Annotated in this window: 11 protein-coding genes and 1 tRNA gene; 6 read left to right on the top strand and 6 right to left on the bottom strand. The window is 52.5% G+C overall.

All coding sequences use genetic code 11. The features are described from left to right. Positions 1–145: 145 nt before the first annotated feature. From asmA to apbC, 4 genes are all read right to left on the bottom strand, one after another. A complete protein-coding gene (gene asmA, locus Q3A88_RS18075) occupies positions 146–1,981 on the bottom strand; it encodes an outer membrane assembly protein AsmA (RefSeq protein WP_317178395.1) in 1,836 nt (611 codons plus the stop codon). A 62-nt stretch (positions 1,982–2,043) separates the two neighbouring features. Beyond that, the gene (dcd, locus tag Q3A88_RS18070; RefSeq protein WP_005974037.1) at positions 2,044–2,625 is read right to left on the bottom strand and encodes a dCTP deaminase; all 582 of its coding nucleotides are present in this window, start codon (positions 2,623–2,625) and stop codon (positions 2,044–2,046) included. Positions 2,626–2,732: 107 nt separating this feature from the next. Next, a complete protein-coding gene (udk, locus tag Q3A88_RS18065; protein ID WP_010281304.1) occupies positions 2,733–3,374 on the bottom strand; it encodes a uridine kinase in 642 nt (213 codons plus the stop codon). A gap of 190 nt (positions 3,375–3,564) precedes the next feature. Further along, complete coding sequence (apbC, locus tag Q3A88_RS18060; protein ID WP_010281301.1) at positions 3,565–4,674, bottom strand: iron-sulfur cluster carrier protein ApbC; 1,110 nt, start codon at positions 4,672–4,674, stop codon at positions 3,565–3,567. 223 nt (positions 4,675–4,897) lie between these two features. On the opposite strand from apbC, the gene metG reads away from it, so the two are divergent. The 6 genes from metG to Q3A88_RS18030 all read left to right on the top strand — a co-directional run bounded on the left by metG (position 4,898) and on the right by Q3A88_RS18030 (position 14,431). After that, positions 4,898–6,928, top strand: a complete 2,031-nt coding sequence (gene metG, locus Q3A88_RS18055) for a methionine--tRNA ligase (protein ID WP_040031409.1) — start codon at positions 4,898–4,900, stop codon at positions 6,926–6,928. A gap of 279 nt (positions 6,929–7,207) precedes the next feature. Next, positions 7,208–10,255 carry a formate dehydrogenase-N subunit alpha gene (fdnG, locus tag Q3A88_RS18050; RefSeq protein ID WP_317178394.1) on the top strand — a complete coding sequence of 1,016 codons (3,048 nt, stop codon included), beginning with the start codon at positions 7,208–7,210 and terminating at the stop codon, positions 10,253–10,255. 12 nt (positions 10,256–10,267) lie between these two features. Continuing rightward, positions 10,268–11,176: a formate dehydrogenase subunit beta gene (gene fdxH / locus Q3A88_RS18045; protein ID WP_317178393.1), complete on the top strand. Its 909-nt coding sequence runs from the start codon at positions 10,268–10,270 to the stop codon at positions 11,174–11,176. Then, positions 11,169–11,804 carry a formate dehydrogenase-N subunit gamma gene (gene fdnI / locus Q3A88_RS18040; protein WP_039509324.1) on the top strand — a complete coding sequence of 212 codons (636 nt, stop codon included), beginning with the start codon at positions 11,169–11,171 and terminating at the stop codon, positions 11,802–11,804. The genes fdxH and fdnI overlap by 8 nt, the downstream gene beginning before the upstream one ends. 285 nt (positions 11,805–12,089) lie before the next feature. Then, positions 12,090–13,166 carry a sugar ABC transporter substrate-binding protein gene (locus tag Q3A88_RS18035; protein WP_317178392.1) on the top strand — a complete coding sequence of 359 codons (1,077 nt, stop codon included), beginning with the start codon at positions 12,090–12,092 and terminating at the stop codon, positions 13,164–13,166. Between the two features lie 14 nt (positions 13,167–13,180). Further along, positions 13,181–14,431 carry an LVIVD repeat-containing protein gene (locus Q3A88_RS18030; RefSeq protein WP_317178391.1) on the top strand — a complete coding sequence of 417 codons (1,251 nt, stop codon included), beginning with the start codon at positions 13,181–13,183 and terminating at the stop codon, positions 14,429–14,431. 54 nt (positions 14,432–14,485) lie between these two features. On the opposite strand, the gene pgl is transcribed toward Q3A88_RS18030, so the two are convergent. Both pgl and Q3A88_RS18020 read right to left on the bottom strand, forming a co-directional pair. Beyond that, positions 14,486–15,484 carry a 6-phosphogluconolactonase gene (gene pgl / locus Q3A88_RS18025; protein WP_317178390.1) on the bottom strand — a complete coding sequence of 333 codons (999 nt, stop codon included), beginning with the start codon at positions 15,482–15,484 and terminating at the stop codon, positions 14,486–14,488. Positions 15,485–15,803: 319 nt separating this feature from the next. Next, positions 15,804–15,891 (bottom strand) — tRNA-Ser (locus tag Q3A88_RS18020). Between the last annotated feature and the right edge of the window lie 143 nt (positions 15,892–16,034).

Raw genomic sequence — 16,034 nt, 5'->3', positions numbered from 1 at the left:
GCGGGAGAATGTGAAGCAATTTATCCTGCCAGAAAAGAGAAGACGGCCCAAAGAAAGGACCGTTCGGATCTCAAAAACCCAGTATCCCGTTCACTCAAAACATCTTAAGTGAACGGTGTTAGCTAAAAGCGGAGTATTTAGAAAATTAAAGACGATCGAGGAGTTGCTTCAGATCCTTGCCCTTCTGGCTTTGCTGATTTTGGCTGGCCCAATCATTCAGGCGTTTTTTCAATTCGTCCTGCAGGCGTTTACGCAACAGTTGATCTACCTGTAATTGGTAATTCAATTTGTCCCACTCGCCATAGATGCGTAACGGAATCGCCGTGTTTTTCAACACGCTGACTAGCTGCTCATCCCCCTGCCACCCTTGCGTGATAGAGACATTCAAGTTGACGTCACACGTCTGGGCTGGCAAATCAAATTGGCCAGCACCCGTTAGCGACAGCAGCTCTGAACGGCCATTGAGATCGGTAAGGCGTAACTTACCCGCGTTCAGTTGTACTTTCCCGGTCAGCTGCTGCAATTCGGTATAGCGCTCGTAGCGCTCTTGTCCTCGGACATTCCCATTGCTACGCGCAACGGCCATCTGCACCATTTGCTGGATATTCAAACCCTGTAGACGAACGTTATTGCCTTGCAGCGTCGCTGTCCCCTGCCACTGCTGGAGCAACGCAGGTAGCGCAAAGCTATTGCCGCTGAACTGCCCCACCATCGACAATTTCCCACTGACCGTCTCAGCGGGCAGCGCAAATGCGGACATCAACTGGGATAACTCAACATCCTTCAGGTCTGGCCGTAGCGTGATGTTGGTCGATGGCTTCGTCACAACTTTACCGGGCAATGAGAAATGTCCACCGCCCAGTTCACCGCTCAAGGTCGTCACATCCAGCAGCCCCGGTTGATTGTCTGCCCGTAGCGTAAATTGACGGACATCGAGCCCACGATAGATCAGCGCCGCGGCCTGTAATGACAGACGCGCGGTGAATGTCTGTAAGCCGTCTTCTGGCTTGGCTAACCCGCTTTCATTTGAAATCACAGGGGCTGATGATTTAGCCGGCACGACAGCGGCGTTGTTATCTTTTACCGACGCGATCCCCAGCAGGGAATCCAAATCCAGCTTCTCAGACAACAGATCTAATTCGTAATGAGGGATATCCCCCAGCGTCACGCTACCAGCACCAGACAGTTGGCTATTATTGGTATTAAGTGAAAGCTGGCTAAACGTGATTTTTTCAGGCTGATGTTGATAACTTGCCTGAACACTCCCCGTTCCGCTGATACCGTTTGCTGGTATTCCTGCTCCCTGAAGCTGGTAATCTAGCTTGGTAATATTGGCATTGACCTGCTGGGGGAAATGCAGCAAATCGACATCTGCGGCAAGAGAGAAGGCAATATCGCGCTGATCGCGATTGATACGGCTTGATAACTCGATACTGACCTGACGGTCGCTGTTCTGCTCCATCGCAAGATTAATGTCACGCACGTTAATCTGCTCATTATTGCTGCGTTGCAGAATCAACAGGCTATCGGCGACTTTGATCTTATCAATATCCAGCCGCCAGTGCCGTTCCTCAGATGGGGTCTGCGATCCTGCTGGGGCAATAGGCGCATTGGTAGACTGTTTGGCTTCACTTTCCGGCGTCAGACGAATAATGGCACCTTTCAGCATCACCTGCTTGACCGCTAGCTTGTGCGACAGCAGCGGCCACAGCTGTACATCAAGACGCATGTTCTCGGCGCTGACAATCGGCGCACTGGATCCCGGCGCACTCAACGACATCCCGCCTGATAATATGCTCAGCTGCGGCCACACATGCCAACGCAGATCGCCATCCAGTTGAAGGCGATAGCCGCTACGTTCCTCAACTTGCTTCACCATGTAGGCGCGGAAGTCATTGGGATTAACCAGTACGACCAAGGCCGTCATTCCTGCCACAACCACCACAAGCAGAATTGCCAGCGTCGTCAGAAATCTTCTCATGCCATCCTCATTGCGAAACGCACGGCCACCTGCTTTTACCTTACAGGCCTGTCGCCAGACGCTTAGTCTTTATCGATCCGGCTCGCTACCGCACCCTGTTGGTCTTTATATTTGGCATCCTGACGGCGGTTGTAAGGACGAGCAGCCGGCCCAGAAAGCGGTTCAAAACTCAGAGCGCCAATCATCATGCCGGGGCGTAACGCCAACGGCAACTTACCTGAATTATAGAACTCCAGCACAATTCTTCCTTGCCAACCTGGATCGATGCGGTGTGCGGTGACGTGAACCATCAATCCCAGGCGTGCCAGCGAAGAGCGACCATCCAGCCAGCCAACCAAATTATCCGGCAGCGTAACGGATTCAAACGTCACTGCCAGCGCTAATTCTCCCGGGTGCAGGAAAAACGCCTCGCCTTCTGGCAAATTTATTTCATCACTCATGACGCGATCCAGCGCCGCGCTGACTTCATCTTTCGGGCCACTTAAGTCAATGAAGGCCGCGGTGTGTCCGCGGAAGACACGAAACTGATTTCCCAAACGAACATCAACGGTCGCACCACTGATCCTCTCAGTAGGCGGACGGGGTGTAATCACCAGTCGGCCATCATCCAGCCAGGCTTCAATGTCACGGTCACACAGTCTCATCTTATTCTCCATTCGACGCCGGTATCTATCAGATAAACCTCATCTACCCGTCATACTTCACATGATCTCCACGTTAGTGAGGCAACGCGGATTATTTAGGGTATCGACTACTCAAAAAACTGGCTTATCTTGGCTTTCAAAATATCAATCGCAATACGGTTTTTCCCGCCGCGCGGCACAATAATGTCGGCATACTGCTTAGAGGGCTCGATAAATTGCAGGAACATCGGGCGCACGGTCTTCTGATACTGTTCCATCACGGAATCCATCGAACGCCCGCGCTCATTAACGTCGCGGCGCATACGGCGCAGCAGGCAAATATCCAGCGGTGTATCGACAAAAATAGAGAAATTCATCTCACTGCGCAGGCGCGCATCCGTCAGCAGCAGGATACCTTCCAGAATAATGACCTTTTTCAGCTCGATATGCACGGTTTCCTGCTTGCGGGTGTGCTCGACATAGCTGTACTGCGGGACTTCGATCGCCTGACCAGCTTTCAGCATCTGCAAATGCTTGAGCAGCAGACTATGATCCATCGAGCTCGGGTGGTCATAGTTAGTTTTTACCCGCTCTTCCATCGTCAGGTGGCTTTGATCTTTATAATAACTGTCTTCAGATATCACCCCGATATGCTGATCACCAACCTGATCGCGCAATTCTCGATACAAGGTGCTGGAAATAAGACTTTTACCCGAAGCGGATGCTCCTGAGATCCCGATGATGACGCACTGGTGAGACTGATCAGTCATGGTATTAACGACCTGATTAATATAAATAAAAGAGAGGGGAATGCGCCAACGGGCGCTTTGACGCGGCAATTATAGGGAGTTACCCCCCTTCACGCCACCCTTTCCGCGTATTGCGCCCGAGGGAAATCGCATGCTGGCGCAGGATCAAACCGGGGCAAATCCCCCGGCTGATTACCCTTTGGCGGAAACGCTACAGCGCCCGGAAAGAAATTTCGCCGGGAATCGTATCACCCTGCCAGTAAAGCTGAGCGGCAACCTGCCCCGCCAGTTCGCGATACAGAGAAGTAAACTCGCTGTCCGGCTGGCTGACTACCGTCGGTTCACCGCGGTCGAGGTCTTCACGCAGGGAGATATGCAGCGGAAGCTGACCTAACAGAGAACAGTGATATTTTTCCGCCAGCTTCTGCGCACCGCCCGTGCCGAAGATCGGCTCCAGATGACCACAGTTGCTACAGATATGTACGCTCATATTCTCAACGATGCCCAGTACCGGCACACTGACTTTTTCAAACATCGCGATACCCTTCATGGCATCCATCAGTGCGATATCCTGTGGCGTCGTCACGACAACCGCACCCGTGACAGGAATACTCTGCGCCAGCGTCAGTTGAATATCGCCCGTACCCGGCGGCATATCTAATACCAGATAGTCCAGATCCGGCCAGAGTGTATCCTGCAGCAGTTGCAATAACGCTTTGCTGGCCATCGGCCCACGCCACACCATGGCGTTATCGTCAGTCACCAGATAACCAATCGAGTTGGTTGCCAGGCCGTGCGCAATAATCGGTGCCATATGTTGACCGTCTGGCGAGGTTGGGCGCTCACTGGCCGAGCCCAGCATGGTCGGAATGGAAGGACCGTAGATGTCAGCATCCAGAATGCCCACATTCGCGCCTTCGGCCGCCAGCGCCAGTGCCATATTGACTGCGGTACTGGATTTGCCGACTCCGCCTTTGCCGGAACTGACGGCAATGATGTTTTTCACGCCCTTCACGCCGGCCTGATCGTTAACCCGACGCAGCGTCGCGATATCGTGCGTTAAACGCCATTCGACCGCCTTTGCGCCTGATAAACGTAATAGCTCATCGCTAACCGTTTCTTTTAATACTGCCAAACCGCTCAGCCAGACAAACGGCATCGTCAGGTCGATATGCAACACGTTGTCCAGCAGCGCACAATGGCGCAGTGCATTCAGTGTCGTCAGGTTATTTTTCAGTGTCGGGTGCTGAAAAGTAGATAAAACCCCGGTGACCATCGCACGCAGTGCTTCAGGACGTTGTTCGGGGACTGTCGCGTTCATTCCGGCTCCTTGAAATTCTCATATTTGACCGTTGAGACCGTATATAGCATACCAGAGCGAGGGGAGCCTGACGCCCTTCGGCATCAAAAACGTGGAAACGCTACGCAAATAAAAATCTGCCATGGGGTTTCCTGCCGTTTTTACTCACGCCAGCGGTTTACGCAGCAAGGCGCTATCGGTTAACATCGATCTCCCTCTATTCACAAAAGAAAGCAAGTTCCTCATGACTCAAGTCGCAAAGAAAATCCTGGTAACGTGCGCGCTGCCTTACGCTAATGGTTCAATCCACCTCGGTCATATGCTTGAACACGTTCAGGCCGATATTTGGGTTCGTTACCAGCGAATGCGCGGCAACCAGGTTCACTTTATCTGTGCGGACGACGCCCACGGCACGCCAATCATGCTGAAAGCACAGCAGATGGGGATTGCGCCGGAACAGATGATTGCGGCAATGAGTCAGGAGCATCAGCAGGACTTTGCCGGTTTCAATATCAGCTATGACAACTACCACTCTACGCACAGCGAAGAGAACCGCGAGCTGTCAGGTCTGATTTATGGTCGGCTGAAAGAGAACGGCTTTATTAAAAATCGCACCATTTCTCAGTTGTACGATCCAGAGAAAGGCATGTTCCTGCCGGATCGTTTCGTCAAAGGCACCTGCCCGAAATGTAAGGCAGCCGACCAATACGGCGATAACTGCGAAGTCTGCGGTGCGACCTACAGCCCAACAGAGCTGATCGAACCAAAATCAGTGGTGTCTGGTGCCACGCCAGAGATGCGTGAAACAGAACACTTCTTCTTCGATCTGCCTGCGTTCAGCGAGATGCTGCAAGCCTGGACGCGTTCCGGCGCCTTGCAGGAGCAAGTCGCTAACAAGATGCAGGAGTGGTTCGATTCTGGCCTGCAACAGTGGGACATTACCCGCGACGCACCGTATTTCGGTTTTGAAATCCCCGATGCGCCGGGCAAATATTTTTACGTCTGGCTGGATGCGCCAATCGGCTACATGGGGTCGTTCAAGAACCTGTGCGACAAACGTGGCGATCTGAATTTTGATGATTTCTGGAAGAAAGACTCCGACGCAGACTTGTACCACTTCATCGGTAAAGACATCGTTTATTTCCACAGCCTGTTCTGGCCAGCCATGCTGGAAGGCAGCGGTTTCCGTAAACCGACAAACCTGTTCGTACATGGTTATGTCACGGTCAACGGTGCCAAGATGTCTAAATCACGCGGTACCTTCATCAAAGCGGGCACGTATCTGCAACATCTGGATGCCGATTGCCTGCGTTATTACTACGCGGCAAAACTGTCTTCTCGCATTGATGACATCGATCTTAATCTGGAAGATTTCGTTCAGCGCGTGAATGCTGACATCGTTAACAAAGTCGTGAATCTGGCATCACGTAATGCCGGTTTCATCAACAAGCGCTTTGACGGCAAACTGGCGGACAAGTTAGCCGACGCTGAGCTGTACAAAACCTTCACCGATGCCGCCACCAGCATTGCCGAAGCCTATAACAACCGTGAATCCGGGCGTGCCATTCGTGAGATCATGGCGTTGGCGGATATCGCCAACCGCTACGTTGACGAACAGGCACCGTGGGTTGTGGCGAAAGCAGAAGGTCGGGATGAAGACCTGCAAGCCATTTGCTCAATGGGCATCAACCTGTTCCGCGTACTGATGACATACCTGAAACCGGTCCTGCCTTCTCTGGCAGAACGAACAGAAGCGTTTTTGAACACGGAACTGAGCTGGGATGCGATTGCCACGCCGCTGCTGAGCCATCAGGTTAGCCCATTCAAGGCGCTGTTCAACCGCATCGATCTGGATAAAGTTAACGCAATGGTTGACGCGTCGAAAGAAGACATGATCGCCGCACAAAAAGTCGTCTCCGGTCCGCTGGCAGACAACCCGGTGCAGGACACCATTAACTTTGACGATTTTGCCAAAGTCGATATGCGTATCGCACTGATTAAGCAGGCTGAACTGGTTGATGGTTCTGACAAGCTCTTACGTCTGACGCTGGATCTGGGCGGCGAAACCCGTCAGGTCTTCTCCGGCATTCGTGAGGCTTATCCCGATCCGGCTAAGCTGGAAGGCCGTTTAACCGTGATGGTCGCCAATCTGGCTCCGCGTAAAATGCGCTTCGGCATATCAGAAGGCATGGTGATGGCAGCCGGTCCCGGCGGGAAAGATATCTTCCTGTTGAGTCCAGACAGCGGCGCTCAGCCTGGGATGCAGGTCAAATAACCACCACATCAAGCCGGATTTTTATCCGGCTTTTTTTGCAACAATTCCTCCACAAACTCCCGCTTATTCACCTTTGACCGACTCGTCACGCCACATTATTTGTAACCATGAAATAACAAAATCGTTGTATATTACAATATATAACGAATAAAAAATATACCTCTTTATAGGTGTTATGGGGGTTTAAATACTTAAATTTTGATTTTGCGCAAAGCCCACAATTTATGTGTTGTTAAATTGCTCGCAACAAAAATGACACATAATTACACAGGGAAACTAATGCAACTCAATAGAAGAGGTTTCTTTAAAGTTTGCGCGGGGGGGATGGCTGGAACCACTCTCGCGGTATTGGGCTTTACACCCACGGAAGCAATGGCATCAGTACGTCAATATAAGCTGTTACGAGCGAAAGAGACGCGTAACAACTGCACCTACTGTTCAGTGGGTTGCGGTGTGCTCATGTATAGCCTGGGCGATGGCGCCAAGAACGCAAAACCTTCCATTTTTCATATCGAAGGTGATGCGGACCACCCAGTCAGCCGTGGCTCCCTTTGCCCGAAAGGTGCAGGTCTGGTCGACTACATCCACAGCGAAAACCGCCTGCTCTACCCAGAATACCGCGCGCCGGGCTCAGACAAATGGCAACGAATCAGTTGGGACGACGCGATTGAACGCATCGCACGCCTGATGAAAGCTGACCGTGACGCCAACTTCCAACGCACCAACGCCAAAGGCGAAACCGTCAACCGCTGGCTGACGACCGGTATGCTGTGCTCTTCTGCCGCCAGCAACGAAACCGGCATTCTCGACCAGAAATTTGCCCGCTCTCTCGGCATGGTCGCCATCGACTGCCAGGCTCGCCTGTGTCACGGGCCAACCGTCGCCGCGCTGGCACCGACATTCGGCCGTGGCGCGATGACCAACAACTGGGTTGATATCAAAAACGCCAATGTCATCATCGTCATGGGCGGAAACCCGGCAGAAGCGCACCCAGTCGGTTTCAAATGGGCCGTTGAAGCGAAAACGCACAACAATGCGAAGCTGATTGTCGTCGATCCGCGTTTTAACCGCTCCGCTGCCGTTGCCGATCTCTACGCGCCGATTCGCGCAGGCTCAGATGCCGCCTTCCTGTTAGGTATCGTTAACTACCTTATTACGAACGATAAAATTCATCGCGAATACGTGGTGTCTTACACCAATGCCAGCCTGATCGTACGCGATGACTTTAGCTTCGATGAAGGCTTGTTCAGCGGCTATGACGAACAAAAACGTCAATATGACAAATCCAGCTGGCAGTATGAGTTAGATGAGTCCGGTTTCGCCAAACGCGACAACACGCTGTCCCATCCGCGCTGCGTCTGGAACCTGCTGAAAAAGCACGTCTCCCGCTATACGCTGGAAATGGTGACCTCTCTGTGCGGTACCTCAGCCAAAGATTATGAAGAAATTTGCCGTACGCTGGCTGAAACCTGTGTACCGAATAAAACCGCAACCTTCATGTATGCACTGGGTTGGACGCACCACACCAACGGCGCGCAAATTATCCGCTCCGCTGGCATGATCCAGCTTCTGCTTGGGAATATTGGTATGGCAGGCGGCGGCATCAACGCCCTGCGCGGCCACTCCAACATTCAGGGGTATACCGACCTCGGGCTGCTAACGATAAATCTGCCGGGCTATATGCCACTGCCGTCAGAAAAACAGCCAGACCTGCAAACTTATCTGGGCCAAATCACGCCAACCGCCGTGTTGCCCGATCAGGTTAACTATTGGAAAAACACGCCAAAATTCTTTATCAGCATGATGAAGAGCTTCTACGGCGATCACGCGCAGGCCGCGAATAACTGGGGTTATGACTGGTTGCCGAAGTGGGATCGTAGCTACGACGTCATGGTGCAAACCGAGCTGATGGTGGAAGGCAAAATGAACGGCTACATCGTTCAGGGCTTTAACCCCGTTGCGGCGTTCTCCAACAAGAACAAAGCGACCGAAGCGCTCTCCAAGCTCAAGTATATGGTCATCATCGATCCGCTGGTCACGGAAACGTCCACGTTCTGGCAGAACTATGGCGAATTCAATGACGTGGATACGAAGTCCATTCAGACTGAAGTCTTCCGTCTGCCGTCTTCCTGCTTTGCCGAAGAGAATGGCTCTATCGCCAACTCTGGCCGCTGGTTGCAATGGCACTGGGCGGCGGCTGAGCCACCAGGAGAAGCCCGTCACGACGGAAAAATCCTCGGTAAGCTGCTGATGCGCCTGCGTGAGCTGTATAACGAAGAAGGCGGTACTTACCCAGATCCGTTGATGAACATCAACTGGAACTACAAAGACCCGGAAGATCCAACGCCGGAAGAGATTGCCCGCGAAGCCAACGGGATGGCGTTAGCCGATGTTTACGACGACAGCGGCAAACTGATCCTGAAAAAAGGCCAGCAGATCGCCGATTTCTCACAGCTACGTGATGACGGCACTACGTCCAGTTTCTGCTGGATTTACGCCGGGAGTTGGACAGAAGCCGGTAACCAGATGGATAAACGCGACAACGCCGATGCCGGTCTGGGCTGTACGCCGAACTGGTCATGGTGCTGGCCGCAAAACCGCCGCATTCTCTACAACCGCGCCTCTGCCGACCTGCAAGGGAAACCATGGGACAGCAAGCGTAAATTGCTGGAATGGACCGGTCAGAAGTGGCAAGGCATTGATGTGCCTGACTTCGCCGCAACCGTACCACCGGGCAAAGACACCGGGCCGTTCATCATGCTGCCGGAAGGTCTGGCACGTCTGTTCTCCGTGGACAAACTGGTAGACGGGCCGTTCCCTGAACACTACGAGCCGATCGAATCACCTATTGGCACCAACCCGCTGCACCCGTCGGTGATTTCCAGCCCGGTTGCGCGTTTGTTTGCGCGTGATGCGAAAACCATGGGCACCGCGAAGGACTTCCCTTATGTGGCGACCACGTACTCGATTACCGAATTGTTCCGTCACTGGACAAAACACGCACGCCTGAACGCAATTGTGCAGCCGGAACAGTTTGTTGAGATCGGTGAAAATCTGGCGAAGAGCAAAGGCATTAAAGCGGGCGATGAAGTCAAAGTCTCCTGCCAGCGTGGCTACATCAAAGCCAAAGCGGTGGTAACGAAGCGTATCAAAACGCTGCAAATTGCCGGACGCAGCGTGGAAACCGTTGGTATTCCCTGCCACTGGGGCTTTGAGGGAACCACGCGTAAAGGGTTCCTGGCTAACACACTCACCCCGAGCGTCGGCGACGCTAATTCACAAACGCCTGAGTACAAAGCGTTTTTGGTTAATGTAGAGAAGGCGTAAGGGTAGCCAACTATGTCAATGCAATCACAAGATATTATTAAACGTTCGGCCACCAACGGCTTTACACCGCCTCCGCATGTGCGTGATGACAAAAGCGAAGTGGCAAAACTGATCGATGTCACCACCTGTATCGGCTGTAAAGGCTGTCAGGTAGCCTGTTCAGAGTGGAACGATATTCGTGACGAAGTCGGCCATAACTTTGGCGTTTATGATAACCCAGCGGATTTGAGTGCCAAATCCTGGACGCTGATGCGCTTTTCCGAAGTGGAAGAGAACGATCGTCTGGAATGGTTGATCCGTAAAGATGGCTGCATGCACTGTAGCGATCCGGGCTGTCTGAAAGCCTGCCCTTCCGCTGGTGCAGTTATCCAGTATGCCAACGGTATCGTCGATTTTCAGTCCGAACACTGTATCGGCTGCGGCTATTGCATCGCCGGATGCCCATTCAATATTCCGCGTCTGAATAAAGAAGATAACCGCGTCTATAAATGTACGCTGTGCGTCGACAGAGTCAGCGTTGGGCAAGAGCCTGCCTGCGTGAAAACATGTCCGACGGGTGCCATTCGTTTCGGTACGAAAGAAGAGATGAAGCATCTGGCAGAAGAACGCATCGCCGATCTGAAAAGCCGTGGTTATGCGAACGCAGGCCTCTACGATCCGCAGGGCGTGGGCGGTACGCACGTGATGTATGTTCTGCACCACGCAGACAGGCCGTCGCTCTACCACAATCTGCCGGATGACCCGCAGATTTCTACGCCGGTCAACCTGTGGAAGGGCATTCTGAAGCCACTATCTGCGTTAGGGTTTGTCGCCACGTTCGCTGGGTTAATGTTCCACTACATCGGTGTGGGTCCAAACACAGAAGAAATGGATCATGACCACGAAGGAGAAGATAAAGAAGGGGGAGACAAACATGAGTAAATCAAAAATGATTTTGCGCACCAAGTTTATCGATCGCATCTGTCACTGGATTGTGGTGATTAGCTTTTTCCTGGTCGCGCTCTCAGGTATTGCTTTGTTTTTCCCAACCCTGCAATGGCTGACACAGACGTTTGGTACGCCGCAGATGGGACGTATTCTGCACCCGTTTTTTGGCGTGCTGATTGTCATCTGCCTGATCCCGATGTTCTTCCGCTTTGTTGGCCATAACATTCCGAAGAAGCGTGACTTGCCGTGGTTCCTCAACATTATTGAAGTGTTGAAGGGCAATGAGCATGAAGTCTCTGAAGTGGGTAAATATAACCCAGGCCAGAAAATGATGTTCTGGAGCATCATGGGGCTGACGCTGGTACTGCTGATCACCGGGGTAATCATGTGGCGTCCTTACTTTGCTCACCTGTTCCCGATTGATGTCGTCCGCTACGCCATTCTGATTCATGCTGTTGCGGCTATCGTCCTCATCCATGCCATCCTGATCCATATGTACATGGCGTTCTGGGTAAAAGGATCGATCAAAGGGATGATTGAAGGCAAAGTTTCCAAGCGCTGGGCGCGTAAACACCACCCACGCTGGGCGCGTGAAATGGAAGAGAAAGAAGCTAAGAAGTAATTCACGTTCTTTTCATTTCATCACCGCCTCAAATGCCCGCCTCGCGGGCATTTTTCTTTTTATCCGCAGTCAGTACGAATCGTTATAACTTAAACCCAAAAGTCATAATGCTCCCCTCTTCCTCGTCTATCGCTCAACGGCTATGATGCAGTATCACTTTTAAATAGACATCCAGACATAAAGACAGCTATAAAGTAGTGACGCAGAAAACATAACAATACTGCCATCGACACGACACACTTTCATCAACACAAGATCCCTTTATAAAACGCCATGGAGCTGATAATGAAGAAATTTACGCCCGCCCTGCTTGCACTGAGCTTACTGACAGCATTACCGGCACTGGCGAATCAAAATGCCACTATTGCTCCCGTTCCGGCCGCTATCGCCAATCATGACGGTCCGGTTCGCATCGCGGTTATCCGCAACCTGGGTTCCGATGACAACACTACGCAGTTTGTTTCCGGCGTGCTTGAAGAAGGTAAAAAGCTGGGCTTTAAGGTCAGCACTTTTCTGAGCAACGGTGATGATGCCCGTTTTCAGGATTTCGTGAATCAGGCGATTAGCCAGAAATATGATGGCATCATCCTGTCACAGGGCCGCGACCCTTACTCTACCGATTTGATTAAACGTATTGTCGACAGCGGCATTGCCGTTTCCGTGTTTGATACCGCCGTGAATGGCGAAATTCCGAGCGTAACCGTCACCCAGCAGGATGACGCCTCCCTGACTAACGAATCACTCGGCCAACTGGTGAAGGATTTCAACGGTAAAGCCAACATTATCAAACTGTGGGTCGCTGGCTTCCCGCCGATGGAACGCCGCCAACTTGCCTATCAACAGATCCTGAAAGCCAACCCCGGCATAAAGGAACTCGAATCGATTGGTGCCGTGTCCTCTGACGTTCAGGGCGATACCGCTAACAAAGTCGGCGCGGTGCTGGCGAAATACCCGAAAGGCAAAATCGATGCCATCTGGGGATCGTGGGATGCTTTCAGTCAGGGTGCTTATAAAGCGTTGAAAGAAAACGGCCGGACCGAAATCAAACTGTACAGCATCGACATCTCCAATCAGGACTTACAGCTGATGCGCGAAGCGAGCAGCCCATGGAAAGTCAGCGTGGCTGTCGATCCTAAACTGATCGGTAAAGTGAATCTGCGTCTGGTTGCCAACAAGATTGCCGGTGAACCAACACCTTCGACCTACGAGTTCCGCGCTGCCGCGATTCCACAGGCGCTGTTAGCCAGCCAGCCGGGGGCGGTCAACGTCACGGGATTGGCAAAAATCATCCCAGGCTGGGGCCAAACGGATGATTTTATCGCACCGTGGTTTGCTACACTGGAAGCCAAACAGGCGAAATAACACGGAGATAGCTCATGGCATCGACCCCTCTGCCCACCCCAGATTACAGCCGTAATATGCGGCTGATTGGGCACAGCGATCAGGGTGGCAGACCCGACGGCGTGCAGGTGATGGTTCACCACGGCTACGCTTATATCGGGCATATGGTTTCACAAGGCGTGTCGATTGTGGATGTGCGCGATGCCAGAAATCCCAAGCCGGCGGGGTTTATTGCTGCCCCGCCCGGCACCTGGAACATCCACCTGCAAACGCATGATGACCTGCTGCTTGTCGTCAACGCGCGCGATTTGTTTGCCGACGCCAGCTTCGCCGAGGAAAAGGTCTATTACACCCGCTCCGTCGCCGACACGGTCAGTACCAAACAGCAGGGTAAAAGCTGGAGCGCCGGATTACGGATTTTCGATATCTCAACGCCGGATAAACCGCGTGAGATCAGTTTCCTTCCGCTGGACGGCATCGGCATTCACCGCATCTGGTACGTAGGTGGACGCTGGGCCTATGTCTCCGCGCTGCTCGATGGCTACAGCGACTACATCTTTCTGACTATCGATCTGGCCGATCCACAGCGTCCGGAAGTTGCGGGCCGCTACTGGCTACCCGGCATGCACACCGCTGGCGGAGAAACCGCAAGCTGGCCGGAAGGCAAGCGTTACGCATTGCATCATGCCATCATCAGCGGCGACACCGCCTATGGCAGCTGGCGCGATGGCGGGCTGACGCTGCTGGACGTGAGCGATCGCACTAATCCACAGCTCATCAGCCACCGCAACTGGAGCCCACCGTTTGGCGGCGGTACACACACGGCGCTGCCGCTGCCGGATCGCGATCTGCTGATCGTGTTGGATGAAGCGGTATTGGATAATCAGGAAGATGGCGAGAAATTGATTTGGGTGTTCGATATTCGTGAACCTAGCAATCCGGTGAGCATCGCCACCTTCCCACAGCCGAAAGAAACAGACTATGTGAAGAAAGGCGCACACTTTGGCCCACATAACCTGCATGAAAACCGGCCCGGCAGCTTCATTAGTTCGTCACTGATTTTCGCCACGTATCAAAACGCAGGGGTACGCGCTTACGACATCAGTAACCCGTATCAGCCGAAAGAAACCGGTGCGCTGGTGCCTGCTGCGCCAGCCAGAATGGTCGACAAGCGCCCTGGCAGACCGCAGATTATTCAGTCCTGCGATGTGTTTGTTGATGCTGACGGCATCATCTACAGCACGGATTACAACGCAGGTTTGTCGATCATCGAATACCGGGGTTAAGCGAAAAAAAAGCCCTGCGGATCAATGCAGGGCTTACTGTTGTGCTTCGCTAACTTAGTCCAGCGCCAGCACCGACACCCACATTGGCCCCTGACCGACGGCGTAACGCGCCAGCGGTTGCAGATCGCCCGTGTTCTGGTCGATGTGATACACCTCAATGTGCTGAGATTTCTGCCCTGCTGAAATCAGGAACTCACCGGTGTTGTCGATATTGAAACCGCGCGGCTGCGTTTCAGTCGGTTGATGTCCGGTCAGCGTTAACGTGCTGCCGTCTTCAGACACCTGGAAAACACTCAGCAGGCTGGCAGTACGATCGCTGATGTACAGAAAGCGACCATTTGGCGTAATGTGAATATCTGCCGCCCAGCGCGTGTCGCTGAAGCCTGCTGGCATAGCATCCAGCGTTTGCACTTTCTGCAATTCCCCACCAGTTGCATCCAACTGATACACATCCACCGAGCTGTCCAGTTCATTCACACAATAGGCAAAGCGTTGATTCGGTTGGAAAACCATATGGCGTGGACCGGCACCCGCTACCGTCGTCATTTCAGACTGACGGTGCACGCTCAATTCGCCCGTCGCACCCAGATCGTACAGGCGGATGCGGTCTTCTTTCAGGCACGGTGCCCACACGACAGAATTGGTTGGATCGATGTTGGTAGAGTGGCACCCTTCCAGTCCGTCCAATTGTTGGATCGGCTCACCGACGATGCCATCAGCACCAATCGGGCTAACGCTAACGCAGGCACCGCTGTAAGACGCGCTGAACAGGAAACGTCCGTCGTTATCGGTAGACAGATGCGTCGGGCTGCCCGGTAAAGACGCGACACCCGCTTCCGTCAATTTCCCCTGTTCATCAATACGATAGCTCAGAACCCTGAAATCAGGACGAACCCCAACATACAGGTGACGCTTGTTCGGTGCGATCACCATCGGCTGAACCTGTCCCGGAACGTCAACGGTTTGCAATAATGTCAGATTTCCCTGAGCACCGAGTTGCCAAACATGAATCTGCTGGCTTTCCGGGCTGGCGACATAAACCACTTGCTGCATCGTATTCTCCTTATTTTTCACGCGAATGTGGCGGCACAGGAAGGCTCAAAAAGAAGTTCATCAGAAGGATAATGAACCTGCTCAACCTGACGCACGGCATACCATAAATGACCAATCACTCTATTCTACAGAGACATCGCAAGGCTACTATTGATTTAAATAATGGCTGATTTAAGTAATGATTGTTTTAAGTAATGATGGATGTAGCGAACAGGCGCTGATGGTGGGCAATGACGAATCGGTGATGAAAAGTGATGGTTCAGAATATCAGGAGAAGATAAGAGAATAATAACAAGGTATACAGGGATAAGAGGTGAAGTGGCGGAGGAGTAGAGATTCGAACTCTAGAACGCTTTCGCGTCGCCGGTTTTCAAGACCGGTGCCTTCAACCACTCGGCCACTCCTCCGCAATGACGCGCACTATAAACAGTACGCCGCACATTGTAAAGCAGCGTTGTGGTCAACTGCTTAAAAAATAGATGATAAGCCGTTGAAAGCATAGAAAATCAACAATGGCGCTGTAAAACCGTCCGTTTAGCCTTATTTCCCA

The sequence above is a fragment of the Pectobacterium sp. HCp5_1 genome (genome assembly GCF_032905925.1).
In the GTDB taxonomy this organism is placed as follows: domain Bacteria; phylum Pseudomonadota; class Gammaproteobacteria; order Enterobacterales; family Enterobacteriaceae; genus Pectobacterium; species Pectobacterium brasiliense_A.
The sequence above is the reverse complement of the archived record's forward strand: the minus strand, read 5'-3'. Positions and strand labels throughout refer to the sequence as shown.

Coding starts and splice junctions, on each gene's coding strand:
- Q3A88_RS18030 (WP_317178391.1), top strand. CDS start 13,181: ATGGCATCGACCCCTCTGCCCACCCCAGATTACAGCCGTAATATGCGG.
- dcd (WP_005974037.1), bottom strand. CDS start 2,625: ATGAGACTGTGTGACCGTGACATTGAAGCCTGGCTGGATGATGGCCGA.
- fdnI (WP_039509324.1), top strand. CDS start 11,169: ATGAGTAAATCAAAAATGATTTTGCGCACCAAGTTTATCGATCGCATC.
- fdnG (WP_317178394.1), top strand. CDS start 7,208: ATGCAACTCAATAGAAGAGGTTTCTTTAAAGTTTGCGCGGGGGGGATG.
- fdxH (WP_317178393.1), top strand. CDS start 10,268: ATGTCAATGCAATCACAAGATATTATTAAACGTTCGGCCACCAACGGC.
- metG (WP_040031409.1), top strand. CDS start 4,898: ATGACTCAAGTCGCAAAGAAAATCCTGGTAACGTGCGCGCTGCCTTAC.
- Q3A88_RS18035 (WP_317178392.1), top strand. CDS start 12,090: ATGAAGAAATTTACGCCCGCCCTGCTTGCACTGAGCTTACTGACAGCA.
- pgl (WP_317178390.1), bottom strand. CDS start 15,484: ATGCAGCAAGTGGTTTATGTCGCCAGCCCGGAAAGCCAGCAGATTCAT.
- asmA (WP_317178395.1), bottom strand. CDS start 1,981: ATGAGAAGATTTCTGACGACGCTGGCAATTCTGCTTGTGGTGGTTGTG.
- udk (WP_010281304.1), bottom strand. CDS start 3,374: ATGACTGATCAGTCTCACCAGTGCGTCATCATCGGGATCTCAGGAGCA.
- apbC (WP_010281301.1), bottom strand. CDS start 4,674: ATGAACGCGACAGTCCCCGAACAACGTCCTGAAGCACTGCGTGCGATG.